The organism is Streptomyces sp. NPDC059567 (assembly GCF_042735655.1).
In the GTDB taxonomy this organism is placed as follows: domain Bacteria; phylum Actinomycetota; class Actinomycetes; order Streptomycetales; family Streptomycetaceae; genus Streptomyces.
In genome coordinates this window covers 36,513-54,204 of the sequence record NZ_JBHWBS010000022.1, presented here as the reverse complement: position 1 = coordinate 54,204, position 17,692 = coordinate 36,513, and the positions used below count along the sequence as shown (strand labels likewise).

The 17,692-nt window shown below is 71.7% G+C and carries 17 protein-coding genes and 3 tRNA genes; 9 read left to right on the top strand and 11 right to left on the bottom strand.

Going from position 1 to position 17,692, the window contains the following annotated elements; genetic code table 11:
* Both ACFVZW_RS13355 and ACFVZW_RS13350 read right to left on the bottom strand, forming a co-directional pair.
* The coding region (locus ACFVZW_RS13355; protein ID WP_384520426.1) for an META domain-containing protein at positions 1-636 on the bottom strand (636 nt) is incomplete at its 3' end.
* Between the two features lie 57 nt (positions 637-693).
* Entirely contained in the window at positions 694-1,482 is a 789-nt protein-coding gene (locus ACFVZW_RS13350; protein ID WP_384520424.1) for a sterol carrier family protein, read from the bottom strand.
* 77 nt (positions 1,483-1,559) lie between these two features.
* Between ACFVZW_RS13350 and ACFVZW_RS13345 the strand changes: the two genes are divergently transcribed.
* Positions 1,560-1,964 carry a nuclear transport factor 2 family protein gene (locus tag ACFVZW_RS13345; protein WP_384520422.1) on the top strand — a complete coding sequence of 135 codons (405 nt, stop codon included), beginning with the start codon at positions 1,560-1,562 and terminating at the stop codon, positions 1,962-1,964.
* On the opposite strand, the gene ACFVZW_RS13340 is transcribed toward ACFVZW_RS13345, so the two are convergent.
* The 5 genes from ACFVZW_RS13340 to purS form a co-directional block, all read right to left on the bottom strand.
* Entirely contained in the window at positions 1,952-2,779 is an 828-nt protein-coding gene (locus tag ACFVZW_RS13340; RefSeq protein ID WP_384520420.1) for a M23 family metallopeptidase, read from the bottom strand. The genes ACFVZW_RS13345 and ACFVZW_RS13340 overlap by 13 nt on opposite strands.
* A gap of 25 nt (positions 2,780-2,804) precedes the next feature.
* Entirely contained in the window at positions 2,805-3,311 is a 507-nt protein-coding gene (locus ACFVZW_RS13335; RefSeq protein WP_384520418.1) for an ArsR/SmtB family transcription factor, read from the bottom strand.
* A gap of 112 nt (positions 3,312-3,423) precedes the next feature.
* Positions 3,424-5,673: a phosphoribosylformylglycinamidine synthase subunit PurL gene (gene purL, locus ACFVZW_RS13330; RefSeq protein ID WP_384520416.1), complete on the bottom strand. Its 2,250-nt coding sequence runs from the start codon at positions 5,671-5,673 to the stop codon at positions 3,424-3,426.
* Positions 5,673-6,353 carry a phosphoribosylformylglycinamidine synthase subunit PurQ gene (purQ, locus tag ACFVZW_RS13325; RefSeq protein ID WP_329118159.1) on the bottom strand — a complete coding sequence of 227 codons (681 nt, stop codon included), beginning with the start codon at positions 6,351-6,353 and terminating at the stop codon, positions 5,673-5,675. The genes purL and purQ overlap by 1 nt, the downstream gene beginning before the upstream one ends.
* Positions 6,350-6,595: a phosphoribosylformylglycinamidine synthase subunit PurS gene (gene purS, locus ACFVZW_RS13320; RefSeq protein ID WP_015035032.1), complete on the bottom strand. Its 246-nt coding sequence runs from the start codon at positions 6,593-6,595 to the stop codon at positions 6,350-6,352. Before purS ends, purQ begins: the two co-directional genes overlap by 4 nt.
* Positions 6,596-6,918: 323 nt before the next feature.
* On the opposite strand from purS, the gene ACFVZW_RS13315 reads away from it, so the two are divergent.
* The 8 genes from ACFVZW_RS13315 to ACFVZW_RS13280 all read left to right on the top strand — a co-directional run bounded on the left by ACFVZW_RS13315 (position 6,919) and on the right by ACFVZW_RS13280 (position 11,395).
* Positions 6,919-7,272 (top strand): Lsr2 family protein, encoded by a 354-nt coding sequence (locus tag ACFVZW_RS13315; RefSeq protein ID WP_376445109.1) that lies wholly within the window; start codon positions 6,919-6,921, stop codon positions 7,270-7,272.
* A gap of 112 nt (positions 7,273-7,384) precedes the next feature.
* Positions 7,385-7,456 (top strand) — tRNA-Gly (locus ACFVZW_RS13310).
* Positions 7,457-7,536: 80 nt separating this feature from the next.
* Positions 7,537-7,609: transfer RNA gene (locus tag ACFVZW_RS13305), tRNA-Gly, on the top strand.
* A gap of 150 nt (positions 7,610-7,759) precedes the next feature.
* The gene (locus tag ACFVZW_RS13300) at positions 7,760-8,677 is read left to right on the top strand and encodes an ABC transporter ATP-binding protein (protein WP_384520414.1); all 918 of its coding nucleotides are present in this window, start codon (positions 7,760-7,762) and stop codon (positions 8,675-8,677) included.
* Complete coding sequence (locus ACFVZW_RS13295; RefSeq protein WP_384520412.1) at positions 8,674-9,438, top strand: ABC transporter permease; 765 nt, start codon at positions 8,674-8,676, stop codon at positions 9,436-9,438. The genes ACFVZW_RS13300 and ACFVZW_RS13295 overlap by 4 nt, the downstream gene beginning before the upstream one ends.
* Before the next feature lie 18 nt (positions 9,439-9,456).
* Positions 9,457-10,683, top strand: a complete 1,227-nt coding sequence (locus tag ACFVZW_RS13290) for a sensor histidine kinase (protein WP_384520411.1) — start codon at positions 9,457-9,459, stop codon at positions 10,681-10,683.
* Positions 10,680-11,297 (top strand): response regulator, encoded by a 618-nt coding sequence (locus ACFVZW_RS13285; RefSeq protein ID WP_383558023.1) that lies wholly within the window; start codon positions 10,680-10,682, stop codon positions 11,295-11,297. Before ACFVZW_RS13290 ends, ACFVZW_RS13285 begins: the two co-directional genes overlap by 4 nt.
* Positions 11,298-11,319: 22 nt before the next feature.
* Positions 11,320-11,395, top strand: a tRNA-Gly gene (locus ACFVZW_RS13280).
* 52 nt (positions 11,396-11,447) lie between these two features.
* Here ACFVZW_RS13280 and ACFVZW_RS13275 read toward each other — a convergent pair.
* The 4 genes from ACFVZW_RS13275 to purD all read right to left on the bottom strand — a co-directional run bounded on the left by ACFVZW_RS13275 (position 11,448) and on the right by purD (position 17,682).
* The gene (locus ACFVZW_RS13275) at positions 11,448-12,347 is read right to left on the bottom strand and encodes a phosphoribosylaminoimidazolesuccinocarboxamide synthase (protein ID WP_384520409.1); all 900 of its coding nucleotides are present in this window, start codon (positions 12,345-12,347) and stop codon (positions 11,448-11,450) included.
* A gap of 119 nt (positions 12,348-12,466) precedes the next feature.
* Positions 12,467-13,927: a N,N-dimethylformamidase beta subunit family domain-containing protein gene (locus tag ACFVZW_RS13270; RefSeq protein ID WP_384520407.1), complete on the bottom strand. Its 1,461-nt coding sequence runs from the start codon at positions 13,925-13,927 to the stop codon at positions 12,467-12,469.
* A gap of 211 nt (positions 13,928-14,138) precedes the next feature.
* On the bottom strand, positions 14,139-16,214 hold the full coding sequence (locus ACFVZW_RS13265; RefSeq protein ID WP_384520405.1) for a hypothetical protein: 2,076 nt from the start codon (positions 16,212-16,214) through the stop codon (positions 14,139-14,141).
* 217 nt (positions 16,215-16,431) lie between these two features.
* A complete protein-coding gene (purD, locus tag ACFVZW_RS13260; protein WP_384520403.1) occupies positions 16,432-17,682 on the bottom strand; it encodes a phosphoribosylamine--glycine ligase in 1,251 nt (416 codons plus the stop codon).
* Between the last annotated feature and the right edge of the window lie 10 nt (positions 17,683-17,692).

Genomic DNA, 17,692 nt, shown 5'->3' with positions numbered 1-17,692 from the left:
CGCCCGGGCCCCCCCCCCGCGCCCCCCCCCCCCCGCCTCGCCCCCCGCGCGCCCCCGGCGCCGCCACCCCACGGCCCCCGCGCGCCGCCCCGCCCCCCCGCGCGCCGGGCCCCCCCCCGAGGCCGTCTCTCCGGAGACCAGGGAGTCGACGGTCCACTTGGTGCCGTTCAGCGGGGCGGGCGGCTCGGACGTCAGCGCGACGACGTTCTTGCCGTCGTCCGAGGTGAGGGTGAGCCGGTCGCCGTCCAACCGAGCCTTCAGCGAGCCGGCGAAGACCTTCTGCAGCACGGCTTCGAAGGCGCCCCGCTCACCCGGACACGCCATCTCGGTGCCCTGGCCCTGCTTCACGGTGACCGTGTCCCCCTGGACCGCCACCTCGGCGCCGAAGCCGTTGCAGCCGCTGTTCCCCGACGCCTGGCCGTTCGCGGCGATCTCGATGTGGGCGCCGTCGGGCGCCCGGGTCTCCTTGCCGGCCACGGTGACGGCGTCGAAGGTCCAGTGGACTCCGGCGACGGGCACATCAGGGGCGACGGTGCCGGCGCCGGGGTCGGAACCGGCCTTCTCGGTGCCGCACGCCGAGAGCACGACGAGCGAGGCCAGGACCGCGGTGGCTGCGATGGGACGTGTCTTCAGCATGGGGATGGGACGGGCGAGCGGTACAGACGGTTCCGCCCGCTTACCGCGCGGTGCAGCTCATCCCATGAGCGGCAGCAGGCCGGAGAGGTCGGCCCGCTCCCCGCTCGCGCTGACCTTGGCCGCGTCCAGGGCTTCCGCCCAGTCGGTACGGCCGGTGGCGAGCCGGAGCCAGGTCAGCGGATCGGTCTCGACCACATGGGGCGGAGTACCGCGGGTGTGCCGGGGCCCCTCCACGCACTGCACGACCGCATAAGGGGGGATCCGCACCTCGACCGCGCCGCCGGGGGCCTTCACCGCGAGCGCGTCGGCGAGCAGCCGGGTGCATGCGGCCAGGGCCTGCCGGTCGTACGGGACGTCCAGTCCGGTCGCCGCGTTGAGGTCGTCGGTGTGGACGACGAGTTCGACGGTACGGGTCACCAGGAAGTCGGCCAGCCGCATGGCGCCGAAGCTGATCGGGAGGAGCCGGTCGTCGGGGGCGCCCGCGACCCCCTCCTCGTACGCCTCCAGGGTCCGCGCGTACAGCGCCGGCAGATCGGAGGACTCGATCCCCCGGGTGTGCTCGTCGATCCGGTCGGCGCCGGAGGCGGTCACGAACGGCCAGTCGAGCAGTGCGAGTTCCTGCTGCGCCGGCTCGGGCATCCCCAGGCAGTGCGGGACGGAGTCGACCATCCACGCGATGTGCGCCGCCAGCTCCCGTACGGTCCACTTCCCCAGCCGGGTCGGCCCGTCGAGCTGCTCGGGCGACAGCGCGAGCACCCCCTCGCGTACGTTCCGGAACTGGGCGAGCACGGCGGCCCGGGTCTTGGCGGAGTCGTAGCTGCGGGTGCGCTTCTTGGCCGGTGGCATGGGGGCGAGGGTAGTCGGAGACTGAAGAGGGAGGGCTTCCAGCAGTCACCTACGCGTAGGAGAGGGGTCGATCAGCCATGGCTGAGCACCCTGACACCGCCTTGGTCCGCCGGGGCTACGAAGCGTTCGCCCAGGGAGACATGGACACCATCCGGTCGCTGATGACCTCGGACTGTACCCACCACGCGCCGGGCGACAACCGGATATCCGGGCACCACAAGGGCGTGGACAACTGCATCGCCTACTACGGGCAGCTCGGCGCGCTCACCAACGGCACCATGCGGGTCGACCTCGAGAGCATCACGGTCGACGGCCGCGGGCATGCCATAGCGGCCCACAAGTTCCACGCCGACCGGGGCGACCGCGGTATCGAGATGCACGGCGCGCTCTTCTTCACCATCGTCGGCGGCAAGATCACCGACGTCGACGAGTGCGTCGAGAACATGGACGAGAACGACGCCTTCTGGGGTCAGGCCGGATAGGCCGCGCGCCCCGCCGCGAACGTCTCGCCGTTCTTCGGCACGCCGACACCGCGCCAGGTGAACGGCACGCCCTGCGCGATGTCCAGGTCCGGGCCGTCCATCAGCTGGAAGTGCACGTGCGGCTCGGTGGAGTTGCCGGAGTTCCCGCACCGGGCGAGCTCCTGGCCGGCCACCACCCGGTCGCCCGCGCGCACCGCGAGCGAGTCGCGCTTGAGATGCGCGTACATCGCGTAGGTGCCGTCCCCGAGGTCGAGGACGAGGTGGTTCCCGGTGACCCGGCGGGCTCCCGAGAGCGCCCGGACGGTGGACTCGACCAGCATCAGATAGACCAGGGCGGGCAGCGAGTTGCGGCTGAGGTGGTCGCGCTGTCCGTCCTCCGCGTGGATCACGGTCGCGTCGGCGACCGCGAGCAGCGGTGCGTCGAAGGCCGGGAAGTCCTCGCTCCGGCGGAACACCGGCCACAGCCAGGCGAAGGACGGACGGGGGCGCGCCTCGTCCTCCGCCACGACGTCGATGGCGTAGGTCTGGCCGAACTGGTGGGTGCCGTGGCTGGGCGTCCGGTCCGCCGGGCTGTTGAGCGCGGACCAGCTGCCGGAGACAGGCGGATCCACCTCGACCGTGGCGCGCGGCGCCGCCGCGACCCGTCGGCCCGCGGTCCTGGCGAGCGTGATCCCGAGCGCGGCGGCGGCGATGGCCGGCAGCCAGCCCGCCCAGTACGGATACGGCAGGTCGACGAGGACCGAGGCGAGCGCCTGCACGACGAACAGCAGCCAGAGCGTGCGGTGGAGGACCACCGCGGTCTTGCGCGAAGACATGAACGTTCCCCCTGAACGATCGCGGTTACGGACGGGCGGCAGTGAGCACCACCAGGAGCGGGACGACCCGAGCTCCCGGGACCTCGTAGCGGCCGCGTCCGACGGTGTGGAGCCAGCCGGCGCCGGTCAGCTGGCGCAGGTGGTGGTAGATCTGGCCGGTCGTGCCGATCTCCTCCAGCTCCGCCAGCTCGGCGGCCGTGCGCCGGCCGCCGAGGATCTCCCTCAGCAGCCGGAGCCGTACGGGATGACCGAGCGCGGCGAAGGAGTCGGCGGTCTCGGCCCAGTCCTCGTCGAGCAGCCGCTCGACGAAAGCGCCGAACTGCCACTCGTACCGCTCCTGGGTCGGCAGTCGGACCGATCCCGTGAACAGCACCGCGCCGTCCTCGCCCTGCGCGCCCGCGTCCGCGAGCTGCGCCTTGAGCCCTTCCAGGGCCCAGAAGGTGGCGTCGACGGTCTCGGGTGCGCGGCGCTCCGCGCCCTCCAGGGCCGCCATCCGGCGTTCCAGCTCGGCGACCCGCTCTTCCAGCTCCATGCGTCGAGATTACGTAATTACGTAATCTCGCGCAAGCTGGGAACGCGAAAGCCCCCGTCCGGACCCGAAGATCCGGACGGGGGCTCCCGTACCGCGATGTGTCAGACGCCGCTCAGACCAGCAGGCCCGGGATGGTCGCCTCGTGGGCCGCGCGCAGCTCCTCCAGGGAGATGCTGAACTCGCCCTGCACGTCGACCTCTTCGCCGTCCACGACACCGATCCGGGTCGCGGGCAGACCCCGCGCGCCGCACATGTCGGTGAAGCGGAGCTCCTCGCTGCGCGGGACGGCGACGACCGCACGGCCGGCCGACTCGCTGAAGAGGAAGGTGAAGGCGTCCAGACCGTCCGGGACGACCAGGCGCGCGCCCGTGCCGCCGCGCAGGCAGGACTCGACGACCGCCTGGACCAGACCGCCGTCCGACAGGTCGTGCGCCGCGTCGATCATGCCGTCGCGGGAGGCCGAGATCAGGATCTCGCCGAGCAGCTTCTCCCGGTCGAGGTCCACGGCCGGCGGCAGACCGCCGAGGTGCTTGTGGACGACCTCGGACCAGGCCGAGCCGCCGAACTCCTCGCGCGTGTCGCCCAGCAGGTAGAGGAGCTGGCCCTCTTCCGCGAAGGCGATCGGCGTACGGCGGTTGACGTCGTCGATCACACCGAGCACGGCCACGACCGGCGTCGGGTGGATGGCGATCTCGCCCGTCTGGTTGTACAGCGAGACGTTGCCACCGGTCACCGGGGTGCCCAGCTGGAGGCAGCCGTCCGCGAGACCACGGGTGGCCTCGGCGAACTGCCACATCACGGCCGGGTCCTCGGGCGAACCGAAGTTCAGGCAGTCCGAGATCGCCAGCGGCTTGGCGCCGGAGGCGGCGACATTGCGGTACGCCTCCGCGAGCGCGAGCTGCGCACCGGTGTACGGGTCGAGCTTCGCGTACCGGCCGTTGCCGTCGGTGGCCATGGCCACGCCGAGGTTGGTCTCCTCGTCGATACGGACCATGCCCGCGTCCTCGGGCTGCGCGAGAACGGTGTTGCCCTGCACGAACCGGTCGTACTGGTCCGTGATCCAGGACTTCGACGCCTGGTTCGGGGAGGAGACCAGCTTCAGGACCTGGTCCTTCAGCTCCTCACCGTTCTGCGGCCGGGGCAGCTTGTTCGCGTCGTCGGCCTGGAGCGCGTCCTGCCACTCCGGGCGGGCGTACGGCCGGTCGTAGACCGGGCCCTCGTGGGCGACCGTGCGCGGCGGGACGTCCACGATCTGCTCGCCGTGCCAGAAGATCTCCAGGCGCTCGCCGTCGGTCACCTCACCGATGACGACCGCGATGACGTCCCACTTCTCGCAGATCTCCAGGAAGCGGTCGACGTGCTCGGGCTCGACGATCGCGCACATGCGCTCCTGCGACTCGCTCATGAGGATCTCCTCCGGCGAGAGCGTGGCGTCGCGCAGGTGGACCCGGTCGAGCTCGACGCGCATGCCGCCGGAGCCGGCGGAGGCCAGCTCGGAGGTCGCGCAGGAGAGTCCGGCGCCACCCAGGTCCTGGATGCCCGCGACCAGCTTCTCCTTGAAGATCTCCAGGGTGCACTCGATGAGGAGCTTCTCCTGGAACGGGTCGCCGACCTGGACCGCGGGGCGCTTGGTGGGCTTGGTGTCGTCGAAGGTCTCGGACGCGAGGACCGAGACACCGCCGATGCCGTCGCCGCCGGTACGGGCGCCGTAGAGGATCACCTTGTTGCCCGGGCCGGAGGCCTTGGCGAGGTGGATGTCCTCGTGCTTCATGACACCGATGCAGCCGGCGTTGACCAGCGGGTTGCCCTGGTAGCACTCGTCGAAGACGACCTCGCCGCCGATGTTCGGCAGACCCAGGCAGTTGCCGTAGCCGCCGATGCCCGCGACGACTCCGGGGAGCACCCGCTTGGTGTCGGGGTGGTCGGCCGCGCCGAAGCGCAGCGGGTCCACCACCGCGACCGGGCGGGCACCCATGGCGAGGATGTCGCGGACGATGCCGCCGACGCCGGTGGCCGCGCCCTGGTAGGGCTCGATGTACGAGGGGTGGTTGTGCGACTCGACCTTGAAGGTGACCGCGTACCCCTGGCCGACGTCGACGACGCCCGCGTTCTCGCCGATGCCGACGAGCATGGCGTCGTTCTCCGGGACCTTCTCGCCGAACTGCTTCAGGTGGACCTTGCTGCTCTTGTACGAGCAGTGCTCGGACCACATGACGGAGTACATGGCGAGCTCGGCGCCGGTGGGACGGCGGCCGAGGATCTCGCGGATGCGCGCGTACTCGTCCTCCTTGAGGCCGAGCTCCTTCCAGGGCTGCTCGCTGTCCGGCGTCTCGGTCGCGTGCTTGACCGTGTCCAGAGTCATCAGGCGTTGACCAGCTTCTTGAGGATCGAGGTGAAGAAACCGAGGCCGTCGGTACGGCCCGTACCGATCAGCGGCTCGACGGCGTGCTCGGGGTGCGGCATGAGGCCGACCACGTTGCCCGCGGCGTTGGTGATGCCCGCGATGTCACGGAGCGAGCCGTTGGGGTTCATGTCCAGGTAGCGGAAGGCCACCCGCCCCTCGGCCTCCAGCTCGTCGAGCACCCGCTCGTCGGCGACGTACCGGCCGTCCATGTTCTTGAGCGGGACCTGGATCTCCTGGCCCTGCTCGTAGTCCACGGTCCACGCGGTGTCCGCGTTCTCCACCCGCAGCTTCTGGTCGCGGCAGATGAAGTGCAGGTGGTTGTTGCGCAGCATCGCGCCCGGCAGCAGATGAGCCTCGGTGAGGATCTGGAAGCCGTTGCAGATGCCGAGGACGGGCATGCCCGCCTTCGCCTGCTCGATGATCGTCTCCATCACCGGCGAGAAGCGGGAGATGGCTCCGGCCCGCAGATAGTCGCCGTAGGAGAAGCCGCCGGCCAGGACCACGGCGTCGACCTGCTTGAGGTCCTTGTCGCGGTGCCAGAGCGAGACGGGCTCGGCGCCCGCGAGGCGGGCCGCGCGCAGCGCGTCCTGGTCGTCGAGCGTTCCGGGGAACGTGACGACCCCGATGCGTGCGGTCACGACTCGACCTTCACGACGAAGTCTTCGATCACGGTGTTTGCAAGGAAGGTTTCGGCCATCTCGTGGATGCGGGCGAGGGCGGCGTCGTCGACCGGTCCCTCCACCTCCAACTCGAAGCGCTTCCCCTGGCGGACGTCGGCGATTCCGGCGAATCCCAGGCGGGGCAGTGCACGCTGCACCGCCTGCCCCTGGGGGTCGAGGATCTCCGGCTTGAGCATGACGTCGACTACGACGCGTGCCACTGGCACTCCCGGTGGTGTGTTGCGTGGGCGGTTCCCTCAGCGTACCTGCCTCCAAATTCTACGCGGGTAGAAGTCTGGAGGACCCTACAAAGGGACCCAAAGACCCTCACGGAAAATTCAAGTGAAATATTGCGCGGCCCATTGCGGTGGGACACGCTGATGCAATTGGCTGGGCTTCGCAATGCGACGCCTACCGCTGTACAAAGGAATACAGAGGAAAACAACACTTCCCCGGGGCAGCCGTAAAGCCGGTGTCGCCGCACGTCAGAGGCGTTCCACACGTCGAGACGACGCGGCGGACCGACACGAAAGGACCGATATCCGTGGCTCAGCGAGTAGTGGTCACTCTCTTCGACGACATCGACGGCGGAGAAGCCGCGGAAACGGTTGCGTTCGGCCTCGACGGGAAGACGTACGAGATCGACCTGAATCCCGCCAATGCAAAGAAACTTCGCAAGGCGCTGGCGCCCTACCTCGCCGCGGGCCGGAAGCTGACCGGCAAGGCCGCCACCGCCAGGGCCGGCGGCTCGGCCGCGTCCGTGGCTTCGTACAAGCACACCGCCCTGGCCCCCGACCCGGCCGCGGTCCGCGCCTGGGCCCAGTCCAACAAGATGGACGTGCCCGCCCGCGGACGCATCCCGAAGCGGGTCTACGAAGCCTTCCGCGAAGCCAGTTGAGCCGACGAACCACCCCGGAGCCGGAAGTCGAGTTGCACTGCACCCCCGCCGATCGGCTAGAGTCTGGATCACGCCGAGGGGCGAGGCCGCAGGGCCGGACCTCACGCAGCGTGCGGGTGTAGTTCAGTAGTAGAACATCCCCCTTCCAGGGGGAAGGCGCAGTGTGCAATTCCTGTCACCCGCTCTGCATCGCATTACCGACTCCACTTGTGGATCAGGTACAGTGGTGCTCGCACCGCCCAGTGAGAGCTGAGCGGCAGCAATGCGGACGTGGCTCAGTTGGTAGAGCATCACCTTGCCAAGGTGAGGGTCGCGAGTTCGAATCTCGTCGTCCGCTCGGGAGCAAAGGCCCCGGTTCTCAGGAACCGGGGCCTTTGTCGTATGCCGAGTGCCGACCGTGCGGTGCCGAGTGGCATCTGACATTTGTCATGCACAGAGATGACAGCGCGCACTGCCGAGCGGCTCCGACCGCCGCGAAGCTGACGTCATGACCAACGTGATCGAGGCCGACGACCTCCGCCGGACCTACTCCGGCGGCTTCGAAGCCGTCAACGGGATCTCCTTCGCCGTCCCCCAGGGCGAGATCTTCGCCCTGCTCGGGACCAACGGAGCCGGCAAGACCTCCACGGTCGAGCTCCTCGAGGGCCTCGCCGCTCCCAGCGGCGGCACGGTCCACGTCCTCGGCCACGACCCGTACCGCGAACGGGCCGCCGTCCGGCCCCGGATCGGGATCATGCTCCAGGAGGGTGGATTCCCCTCCGACCTGACCGTGACCGAGACCGTACGCATGTGGGCGGGCTGCACCACCGGCGCCCGGCCGACCGGTGAGGCACTGGAGCAGGTCGGCCTCGGCCCCCGCGCCCATGTGCGGATCAAGCAGCTCTCCGGCGGCGAGCGGCGGCGCCTCGACCTCGCGCTCGCCCTCCTCGGCCGCCCCGAGGTCCTCTTCCTCGACGAGCCGACCACCGGGCTCGACGCCGAAGGCCGGCGCGACACCTGGGCGCTCGTCCGGACGCTGCGGGACGCGGGCACGACCGTCGTCCTCACCACGCACTACCTGGAGGAGGCCGAGTCGCTCGCCGACCGGCTCGCGATCATGAACCAGGGCCGGATCGTGCTCTCGGGCACCCCGGCGGAGGTCACCGCCGCCCGGCCCGCCCGCATCCGCTTCGTCCTCCCCGAGGACGTGGCGCCCGGCCGGATCCCGCTCGGCCTGAAGGCCGCCGCCGAGGGCCGGCGCGTGGAGATCCGTACGCACCACCTCCAGGACGCGCTCGGCGAACTCCTCGACTGGGCCCGCGAGGCCGGTGTGCGGCTGGACGGGCTCGACGCCCGCTCGGCCTCCCTCGAAGAGGCGTTCCTGGAGATCGCCTCCCGCAACGACGCCCTGGAGACTGCTCGATGAACGCGACCGCACGCCGGATGACCTCGCTGGGGCGGGCCGAACTCACCCTCCTCGGGCGGAACAAGAACAACCTCTTCATCGCCCTCCTGATGCCGCTGCTGATGATCTTCGTGCTGCGGTCCTCGCTCTCACAGATGACCACGGGCGAACTGCCCATGGGCATGGCGGGAGCCACCCTCATCGGCGGGACCGGGCTGGTCCTCGTCCTCGTCGTCTACATGGGCCTGACATCCGCCCTCGTGGCCCGGCGCGAAGAGCTCGTCCTCAAGCGGCTGCGCACGGGCGAGGCGAGCGACCTGGAGATCCTCGCCGGCGCCGCGCTCCCCTCCGCCGCCATCGCGCTCGTCCAGTGCGCCGTGCTGACCGTCGGCGGCGCCGTCGCCCTCGACGTACCCGCGCCACAGCGGCCGGAGCTGCTCGTGCTCGGACTGGTCGCCGCGGTCGTCCTGCTCGCCGGACTCGCCGCCGCGACCACCGCCATCACCCGCAACGTGGAGAGCGCCGGCCTCACCACCCTGCCGTTCTTCCTCGTCTCCGCCGTGGGCTCGGGGCTGATGCTCCCCAGCGACGTGCTCCCGGACCTCGTCGCCGACATCTGCCGACTGCTGCCGCTCAGCGGCGTCATGGAGCTCGTCCGCGCCGGCTGGCTCGGCGTCGGCGACACCAAGGACCTGCTGACCGCCGTCCTCAACACATTGGCCTGGGGCGTGATCACCGTGTTTGCTGTCCGACGGTGGTTCCGCTGGGAACCGCGTCGCTAGAAAAGGGGGGCCGGGCGCGTGTCCAGGCTGACGGGGTGGTGGAGCGGCCGCAGCACTGCGGCCAAGGTCGAGCTGTACACCCGGTGGAGCTTCCACTTCTTCACGGTGATCGAGATCGGCGCCATCGGTCTGGTTCCGTTCTCCAACGCCGGGGACCACCCGGTCGGTGCCCCGCTCGCCCTCGCGCTGTCGCTGCTGGTCTGCGGACACGCCGTGCTGACCGCCGTGCTCTCGTCGCGCGCCCTGGACTGGGCCCTGGACCGGCGCGATCGGCCGGTCCGCCTCGCGACCGCGCTGATCGCCCTGACGGCGGCCGGTGCGCTGATCGTGATCGCACTGCGGGCCACGGGGGTGCTCGCGGACATCTCGGTCGCCGCCGCCGTCGTCACCGGCCTGGTCACGTTCACCCTGGGCAGCCTCGTGCTGTGCGTGCGACGGCCCCGGCGCATGCTGTACGTGGCCCCGGTCGCCGCGCTCGCGACCGGCGCCGCCGTCGCGGCCATGGGGATCGACCCGGGAGAGGCGCTCGGCTACGCGGTCGGGATCCTCATGGGCGGGGGCGGACTCGTCGCCGCCTGCGGGTTCTCCGGCTGGCTGATGAAGATGGTCTGGGAGCTGGAGCGCTCCCGTGATCTGAAGGCCCGGCTCGCCGTCGCCGAGGAACGGCTGCGCTTCGGACGCGACCTCCACGACGTCATGGGCCGCAACCTGTCGGTGATCGCGCTCAAGAGCGAACTCGCCGTCCAGCTCGCCCGGCGCGAACGGCCCGAGGCCGTCGACCAGATGATCGAGGTGCAGCGGATCGCTCAGGAGTCCCAGCGGGAGGTACGGGACGTCGTGCGCGGCTACCGCGAGGCGGACCTGCGCGTCGAACTGGAGGGCGCGCGCGGAGTGCTCGGCGCCGCCGGGATCGACTGCGCGATCGACCCGGTCACGGTCGAACTGCCCGGCACCGTCCAGTCGGTGCTCGGCTGGGTCGTCCGGGAGACCACGACGAACGTCCTGCGGCACGGCGACGCGAAGAGGTGCGCCATCTCGCTGCGGGAGAAGGACGGTTCGGTGCTGCTGACGGTACGGAACGACGGCGTACGGGAAGGTGCGGCGATGGGACACGGCTCCGGTCTGGCCGGGCTGCGGGAGCGGCTCGCGGCGGTGGACGGAACCCTGGAGGCAGGTCCGGGCGACGGCGGTACGTTCCGCGTGGCGGCCCTCGTACCCGTACCGCGGTCGGAGGCGACCGCGTGAGCGCCGGCACCGTACGCGTCCTGCTCGCCGACGACGAGCACCTGATCCGGGGCGCCCTCGCCGCCCTCCTCGCCCTGGAGGACGATCTCGTCGTCGTCGCCCAGGCCGCCACCGGGCCCGAGGCGCTCGCCATGGCCCGCGCCCACCGCCCCGACGTCGCGGTCCTCGATCTGCAGATGCCGGGCCTCGACGGTGTGAGGGTCGCCACATCCCTCCGGGACGAACTGCCCGACTGCCGGACCATGATCGTGACCAGCCACGGCCGCCCCGGGCACCTCAAGCGGGCGCTCGCGGCCGGTGTGCGGGGCTTCGTGCCCAAGACCGTCAGCGCCCAGCGACTGGCCGAGCTCATCCGTACCGTGCATGCCGGAAACCGTTACGTGGACCCGGAGTTGGCGGCCGACGCGATCGCCGCCGGGGACTCCCCGCTGACCGCGCGCGAGGCCGAGGTCCTGGAGTTCGCGGCCGACGGGGCACCCGTCGCGGAGATCGCCGAGCGGGCGTCCCTGTCACCGGGAACGGTCCGCAACTACCTCTCCTCCGCCGCCGCGAAGCTCGGTGCCGAGAACCGTCATACGGCGGTGCGTCTCGCACGGGAGAAAGGTTGGGTATAGTTGGCTCCGCGCTACGGCGCAGGCGGACGTGGCTCAGTTGGTAGAGCATCACCTTGCCAAGGTGAGGGTCGCGAGTTCGAATCTCGTCGTCCGCTCCACGAAAGAAGCCCCCGGTCCTCTCGGACCGGGGGCTTCTTCGTTTTCCGGGCTCTACTTCCAGGCGTTGCCGGTCAGCAGCTCGTACGCCTCGATGTACTTGGCGCGGGTCGCGTCCACGATCTCCTGCGGGAGGGCCGGCGGCGGCTGCTCGCTGTTGCGGTCCCAGCCGGACGCCGGCGACGTCAGCCAGTCGCGGACGAACTGCTTGTCGTACGAGGGCTGCGCGCGGCCCGGCTCCCAGCTCGCGGCCGGCCAGAAGCGGGAGGAGTCCGGGGTCAGGACCTCGTCGGCGATGATCAGGCTGTCGCCGTCGAAGCCGAACTCGAACTTGGTGTCGGCGAGGATGATCCCGCGCTCGCGGGCGATGTCCCGGGCCCTGCCGTAGACCGCGAGGGTCGTCTGGCGCAGCTGAGCCGCGGTCTCCGCACCGACCTGACGGGCGACCTCCTCGTAGCTCACGTTCTCGTCGTGGTCGCCGACGGCGGCCTTGGTCGCGGGCGTGAAGATCGGCGCGGGCAGCTCGGAGCCGTCGCTGAGGCCCTCGGGGAGCGCGAGGCCGCAGACCGTACGGGACTCGTTGTACTCGACCAGGCCGGAGCCGGTCAGATAGCCGCGGGCCACGCACTCGACCGGCACCATCGTCAGCGACTTGCAGATGAGGGTGCGGCCGGCCCAGTCGGCGGGGGCGCCGGCCGGGAGGTCGGTGGAGATGACGTGGTTGGGGACCAGGTCGGCGAGGCGGTCGAACCACCACAGGGAGAGCTTGGTGAGGACCCGCCCCTTGTCGGGGATCTCGGTCGGCAGCACCCAGTCGTACGCGGACATGCGGTCGCTGGCCACCATCACGAGGTCGCCCGCCTCGTTCTGGTAGAGCTCGCGCACCTTGCCCGTGTGGAGGTGGGTCAGGCCCGGGACCTGAACAGGCTCGGGCTTTTCTACGAATCCGGACACGGTTCCTCCGCGTAGGTTGATCCAGGAACGGTTCGATTCTCTCGCACTCGCCGGACTGCCGGGCGAGCGGCCCCTCGAAGGAACCTGGCCGGTCCCGCTCGCCGATCGGTCCGTGTGGGTCAGTCCCGCTTGCAGATGCGGTCGAGAAGATTCGCGGTCGCGCGCTGGATCCGCTGGTCGACATGGCCCGGGCGGTCCAGGGCGGGCGACCAGGCGAAGGTGCCGGAGGCGAAGACCCAAGCCCCGGACGGGGCCCGGTAGAGCGAGGTCTCCTGGTGGCGCAGGGCGCCTTCGCTGTCCTGGTAGGGCGAGTGGGCCAGCAGGATGCGGCCCTGGTGCTCGGGGAGCGCGGTGCGCGGGAAATAGCGGTCGGCCTCGCCGGCGACCAGGCCCGGGATCTCGTCCCCGTCCCCGGCCCCGGTCGCGTCCCAGAGCCAGTGCTCCGCGTTCCGCACGACCAGGGGGTGCGGCTCCGGCACCCGTCCCGCGTACTGGATCCCCAGCAACTGCTGCTCCGGGCGGTCGATCTCGCGCCACAGGGCGGGGCGGCCGGGGCCTCGGCGCTTGCGGCAGGTGAGGAGCCGGTCCGGGACCCCGGACGGCGAGGGGCCGAGCTCGACCTGCCAGTACATGGTGTTGGCGGAGAGGAAGACGAGCGAGGTCCCCTGCTCGCGGGCGAGCTCGACGGTCCGGCGCATGGGGATCGACCAGTACTCGTCATGGCCGGGGAAGACCAGGCCCCGGTAGCGGGTCGGGTCGACACGGCCGGCGTGCAGATCGCGCGTCTCGGCGTAGGCGAGGTCGTAGCCGTACCGCTCGGCCCAGCGGATGAAGTCGTAGGCGTGGCCGACGTGGAGGGGCAGTCCGGCGCCCGCGTAGGGCCGGTCGAAGGAGACCGTGCACGCCGCGTCCTTCTCGCCGAGGAGTCGGCCCTGCTCGTCCCACGCGTGGTAGAGGCTCGCGCCGGTGCGGCCGTCCTCCGGGTAGAGGTTGTACGCCTGCCAGGTCACGTCCGGGAGGACGAGGAGGAGGTCGGCGGGGTGGTCGTCGCGGACGGTGAAGGGGATGTGGGAGCGGTAGCCGTCGGCGGTCGTGAGCACGGCGACGTACGCGCCGATCGACCAGAGGGACGGGATCTGCAGACGCCAGGACTGCCACCAGTGGTGGCAGGAGACGGTCCGGTCGGCGGTGAGCGGGGCCGGCTGGACGATGCCGGAGAGCCGTGGACTGGTGGTGATCTTGGCGGCGCCGTCGCCCGCGTAGTGACCGATCCGGTAGATGTCGACCGAGAACTGCTGCGGCGGGTCCACCGTGATGTGGAAATCGATCGCCTCACCGGGAGCGACGGCCCCGTTCGACGCGAAGCCCTTGATCTGGCTGCGGACGTCGTCGGCCGTGCGGGGGCCGCCGCCACCGCCACGGGCCAGGGTCTCGTCGGCGTACCAGGGGACGACCTGTCCGGTGTCGTCGAAGTAGTTCTCCGAGCCGCGCAGCCAGGGCAGGGGCCCTTGGCCGAAGGGGTCCGAGACGGCGTGGGCGAGCGCGCCCGATTCCCACCGCCTGATCTGCTCCGCCCCCATGCCGCACCCCTCCCTCGACTCCCCCGCGCCGAATTCCCGTCGTGTGCTGTCTGTGCCGTCGTGTGTGCCCTCGCGCGCTGTCCGCGGTGCGGGCTGTCATGTGCTGCTGTCAGTGCCGGTCCCCAGCACATCACATAACGCACGCACTCCGTCACCGTTCGTCGCGAATTGACGTGAACGGAAGGCGCGCTTCCGGTAGTGCCGGCGCCTCTCAGACGAGGCGGACGGGCTTCTCGGGGCGGACGCCGGTCTCGGTGAGCCAGCTCCGCAGGGGCTCGGGGTCGCCGTCCTCGACCAGGGCGAGGACGCGGGCGGCCAGGTCGGTGTTCCGCTCGCCGCCGACGAGGAGCGCGGGCCCGTCGAGCCAGTCGAGGCCGGGGGCGGCGCCCGCGGTGTCGACGGCGGCGCAGCAGACCATGGCCGTCACATGGTCGGCCAGCAGGTCCCGGCCGGTCCTGGGCGGCTGGAGAGGGAAGAGCGGCAGCGTGTCCGCGCCCGAGGCGGAGGCATGCGGCGCGGGAGCGGGGGCGGAGGCGGCGGGCCTGGCCGCCTCCTCGCGGGCGACATGCGCGGTGAGCGCGGAGGCGAGGACGTCGGCGGCCGGATTGCCGGCCCCGGCGTGCTCGGCGGAGGCGTCGGGGTGGTCGGGGACCGGGTCGCCGGGGGTGAGGTCGGTGGGGTCGGGCGTCGTGGGGTCGCTGAGGTCGGGCGTCGTGAGGTCTTCCGGGGTGGGCGTCGTGGGGTCGCTGAGGTCGGGCGTCGTGAGGTCTTCCGGGGTGGGCGTCGAGGGGTTTTCCGGGGTGGGCGGCGTGGGGTCTTCCCGAGTGGGCGTCGTGGGGCCTTCGGCGAGGTCGGGCGTTGTGGGGTCTTCGGGGGTGGGCGTCGAGGGGCCTTCGGCGTGGTCGTCCGGGGCGCCGAGCGTGGTCGGCTCGGGCGGGGACTCCTGCCGGGAGGTGGACTCCTGCTCGGCGTGGGTCGAGAGGTGGGACATCACCCGGGTCAGGGTCGGGCCGTCGTCGGCCGCGGAGCCGGTTCCCGCAGCCGTACCCGTACCGACGCCCGCACCCGTACCCCTGCCGGTGTCGGCGGGCAGCACGCCCAGCTCGTCGAGGACGAGGTGGAGTCGGGCCGCGTCGGCACGCCACTTGCGGTCGACGACCTCTTCCGGGTACTGGTCCCAGTCCACCGGGGACCAGTCCGGGCCGGTCTCCGCCGGGCCGCCGTGGAAGAGGCGGGCGGCGAGCAGCGAGGCGGCCTCGTCGACGGCACCGGGCTCTTCGAGCAGGTCACACGCCGGGCGCTCGCCCAGTCGGGAGGTGAAGCCCTCGGCGAGGCGGTCGCGGCGGGAGAGCTCGGTGAGGGCCGCCACCACGCCCACGTCGAGGCTCGAAGGCCAGCGGCCCATCCGCCAGGCGGGCAGCGCGACCCGGGTGAGCAGCCGGTCCCAGCCCGCGTAGGCGAGGCCGACCTGCTCCTGGGCGACGATCCGGACTCCGTAGTCCACAGCCTGTGCACGCTCGGAGCCGGCCACGGCGACGCCCCGCTCCATCTCGGCGGCATGCCCTCGGCAGAGGCGCAGCAGGACCCGGGCGACCCGCCCGATGCCATGGGCGCCGAGCCTGCTGACCGGGTCGAGCCCCTCGCGGCGGGGAGCGGCGACGGCGGCGTCGAGGCCCTGCACGAAGCGGCGGGCCGCGGCTATGTCGGGGTGCGCGGCCGGAGCCGTGCCGGCGACGACGGGGGCGAGGACCGCCCGCAGCTCACCGACGCGCATCCACCACAGGAAGGGCGAGCCGATGACGAGGACGGGCGCGTCGGCGGAGCGGCGGAGTCCCGCCGTACGACCGGCGCTGTGTGCCGGGTGCGTGCGGTCCTCGAGCCAGCTGTCGCAGTCCGGCGTCAGGGCTATCGCGGAGGGCGCGGGGACGCCGAGCCGGTCGGCGAGGTCCCGGACCATCCGGTAGAGATCGGGGGCCGAGGTCTCGGCGAGCTCCACGGTCGGGGTGACGGCGGGCCGGGACCGCGCGATCACCAGCGCGACGGCCGCGGCGGCGAGCAGGACGACCAGCGCGAGCACGGTGGTCACCCAGCGGGCCGCGTCCCAGCCTGCGCCGGTGAAATGGCCGGTGACCCCTCCCGCGTAGAAGATCACGGCCGCGGCGGCCGGGAGCACGGCGAGGCCAAGCGCCCTGCCGCGGACCCGGAGCACGGCGAGGGCACGGGCGCGCGCGGCGCGTGCACCCATCTCCTCGCCGACACCGGAACCTGTACCGGACACGCCGTACATCACCCCCTCCTGCCCTCGTCGGGACTGCCTGTGGCGGTGTTGCTCACTCCCCCACTGTGGCACCCGCCACTGACATCGCAATGCCGGTGGGCCAAGTGCCGGAACGCCTGCGCCGCACCCTAGTTGGGGCTTCGACGGGCGTCATCCGGATGGCTCAGCCGTCACTCGATGGAATGGCTTTGGGCAAAGGTGATGACGGTTCGGGCCGGTTAGAGGTTCACTCCCCCGCGGCCTTGCGCGCGATGTCCGTACGGTGCTGCGAGCCGTCCAGACGGATCCGGCCGACCGCCGCGTACGCCCGCTCGCGGGCCTGCGCCAGGTCCGTGCCGGTCGCGGTGACCGACAGGACACGGCCGCCGGCGCTCACGATCGCCTCGCCGTCGCGCTTCGTCCCTGCGTGCAGGACGTACGCGTGCGGGGCATCCTGGGCCGCCACCTCGTCGAGGCCCTCGATCGGGTCACCCGTGCGCGAGGTCCCCGGGTAGTTGTGCGAGGCGACGACCACGGTCACGGCCGCGTCCTCGCGCCAGTTGAGCGGCGGCTCGTTGTCGAGGGTGCCGTTGGCGGCGTTCAGCAGGACGCTCGCCAGCGGGGTCCGCAGCCGGGCCAGGACGACCTGGGTCTCCGGGTCGCCGAAGCGGGCGTTGAACTCGATGACCCGCACGCCACGGCTGGTCATCGCCAGACCCGCGTACAGCAGGCCCTGGAACGGGGTGCCGCGGCGGCGCAGCTCGTCGACGGTGGGCTGGAGGACGGTGTCCATGACCTCGTCGACCAGCTTGGGGTCGGCCCAGGGCAGCGGGGAGTAGGCGCCCATGCCGCCGGTGTTCGGGCCCTCGTCGCCGTCGAGCGCGCGCTTGAAGTCCTGCGCGGGGGTGAGCGGGAGGACGGTGACGCCGTCGGTGATCGCGAAGAGGGAGACCTCGGGGCCGTCCAGGAACTCCTCGATGACGACCCGGCCGCAGGCGAGCGCGTGGGCGCGGGCCTCGGCGAGGTCGGAGGTGACCACGACGCCCTTGCCGGCCGCGAGGCCGTCGTCCTTGACGACGTAGGGAGCGCCGAAGGCGTCGAGCGCCTCGTCGATCTCCTCCGCGGTGGTGCAGACGTAGCTGCGGGCGGTCGGGACGTTGGCCCCGGCCATGACGTCCTTGGCGAACGCCTTGGAGCCCTCCAGCTGCGCCGCCTGCTCGGACGGGCCGAAGCAGGGGATGCCGGCCGCGCGGACGGCGTCGGCGACACCCGCGACGAGCGGGGCCTCCGGGCCGACGACGACCAGGTCCGCCTGGAGGTCGGCGGCGAGCCGCGCGACGGCTTCGCCGTCCAGCTGGTCGACGGAGTGCAGCTCGGCGACCTCCGCGATTCCGGCGTTGCCGGGCGCGCAGTGCAGAGCGGTGACGTCGGGATCGAGGGAGAGAGAGCGGCACAGGGCGTGTTCGCGGGCGCCGCCGCCGATGACGAGGACCTTCACGCCAGCCAGG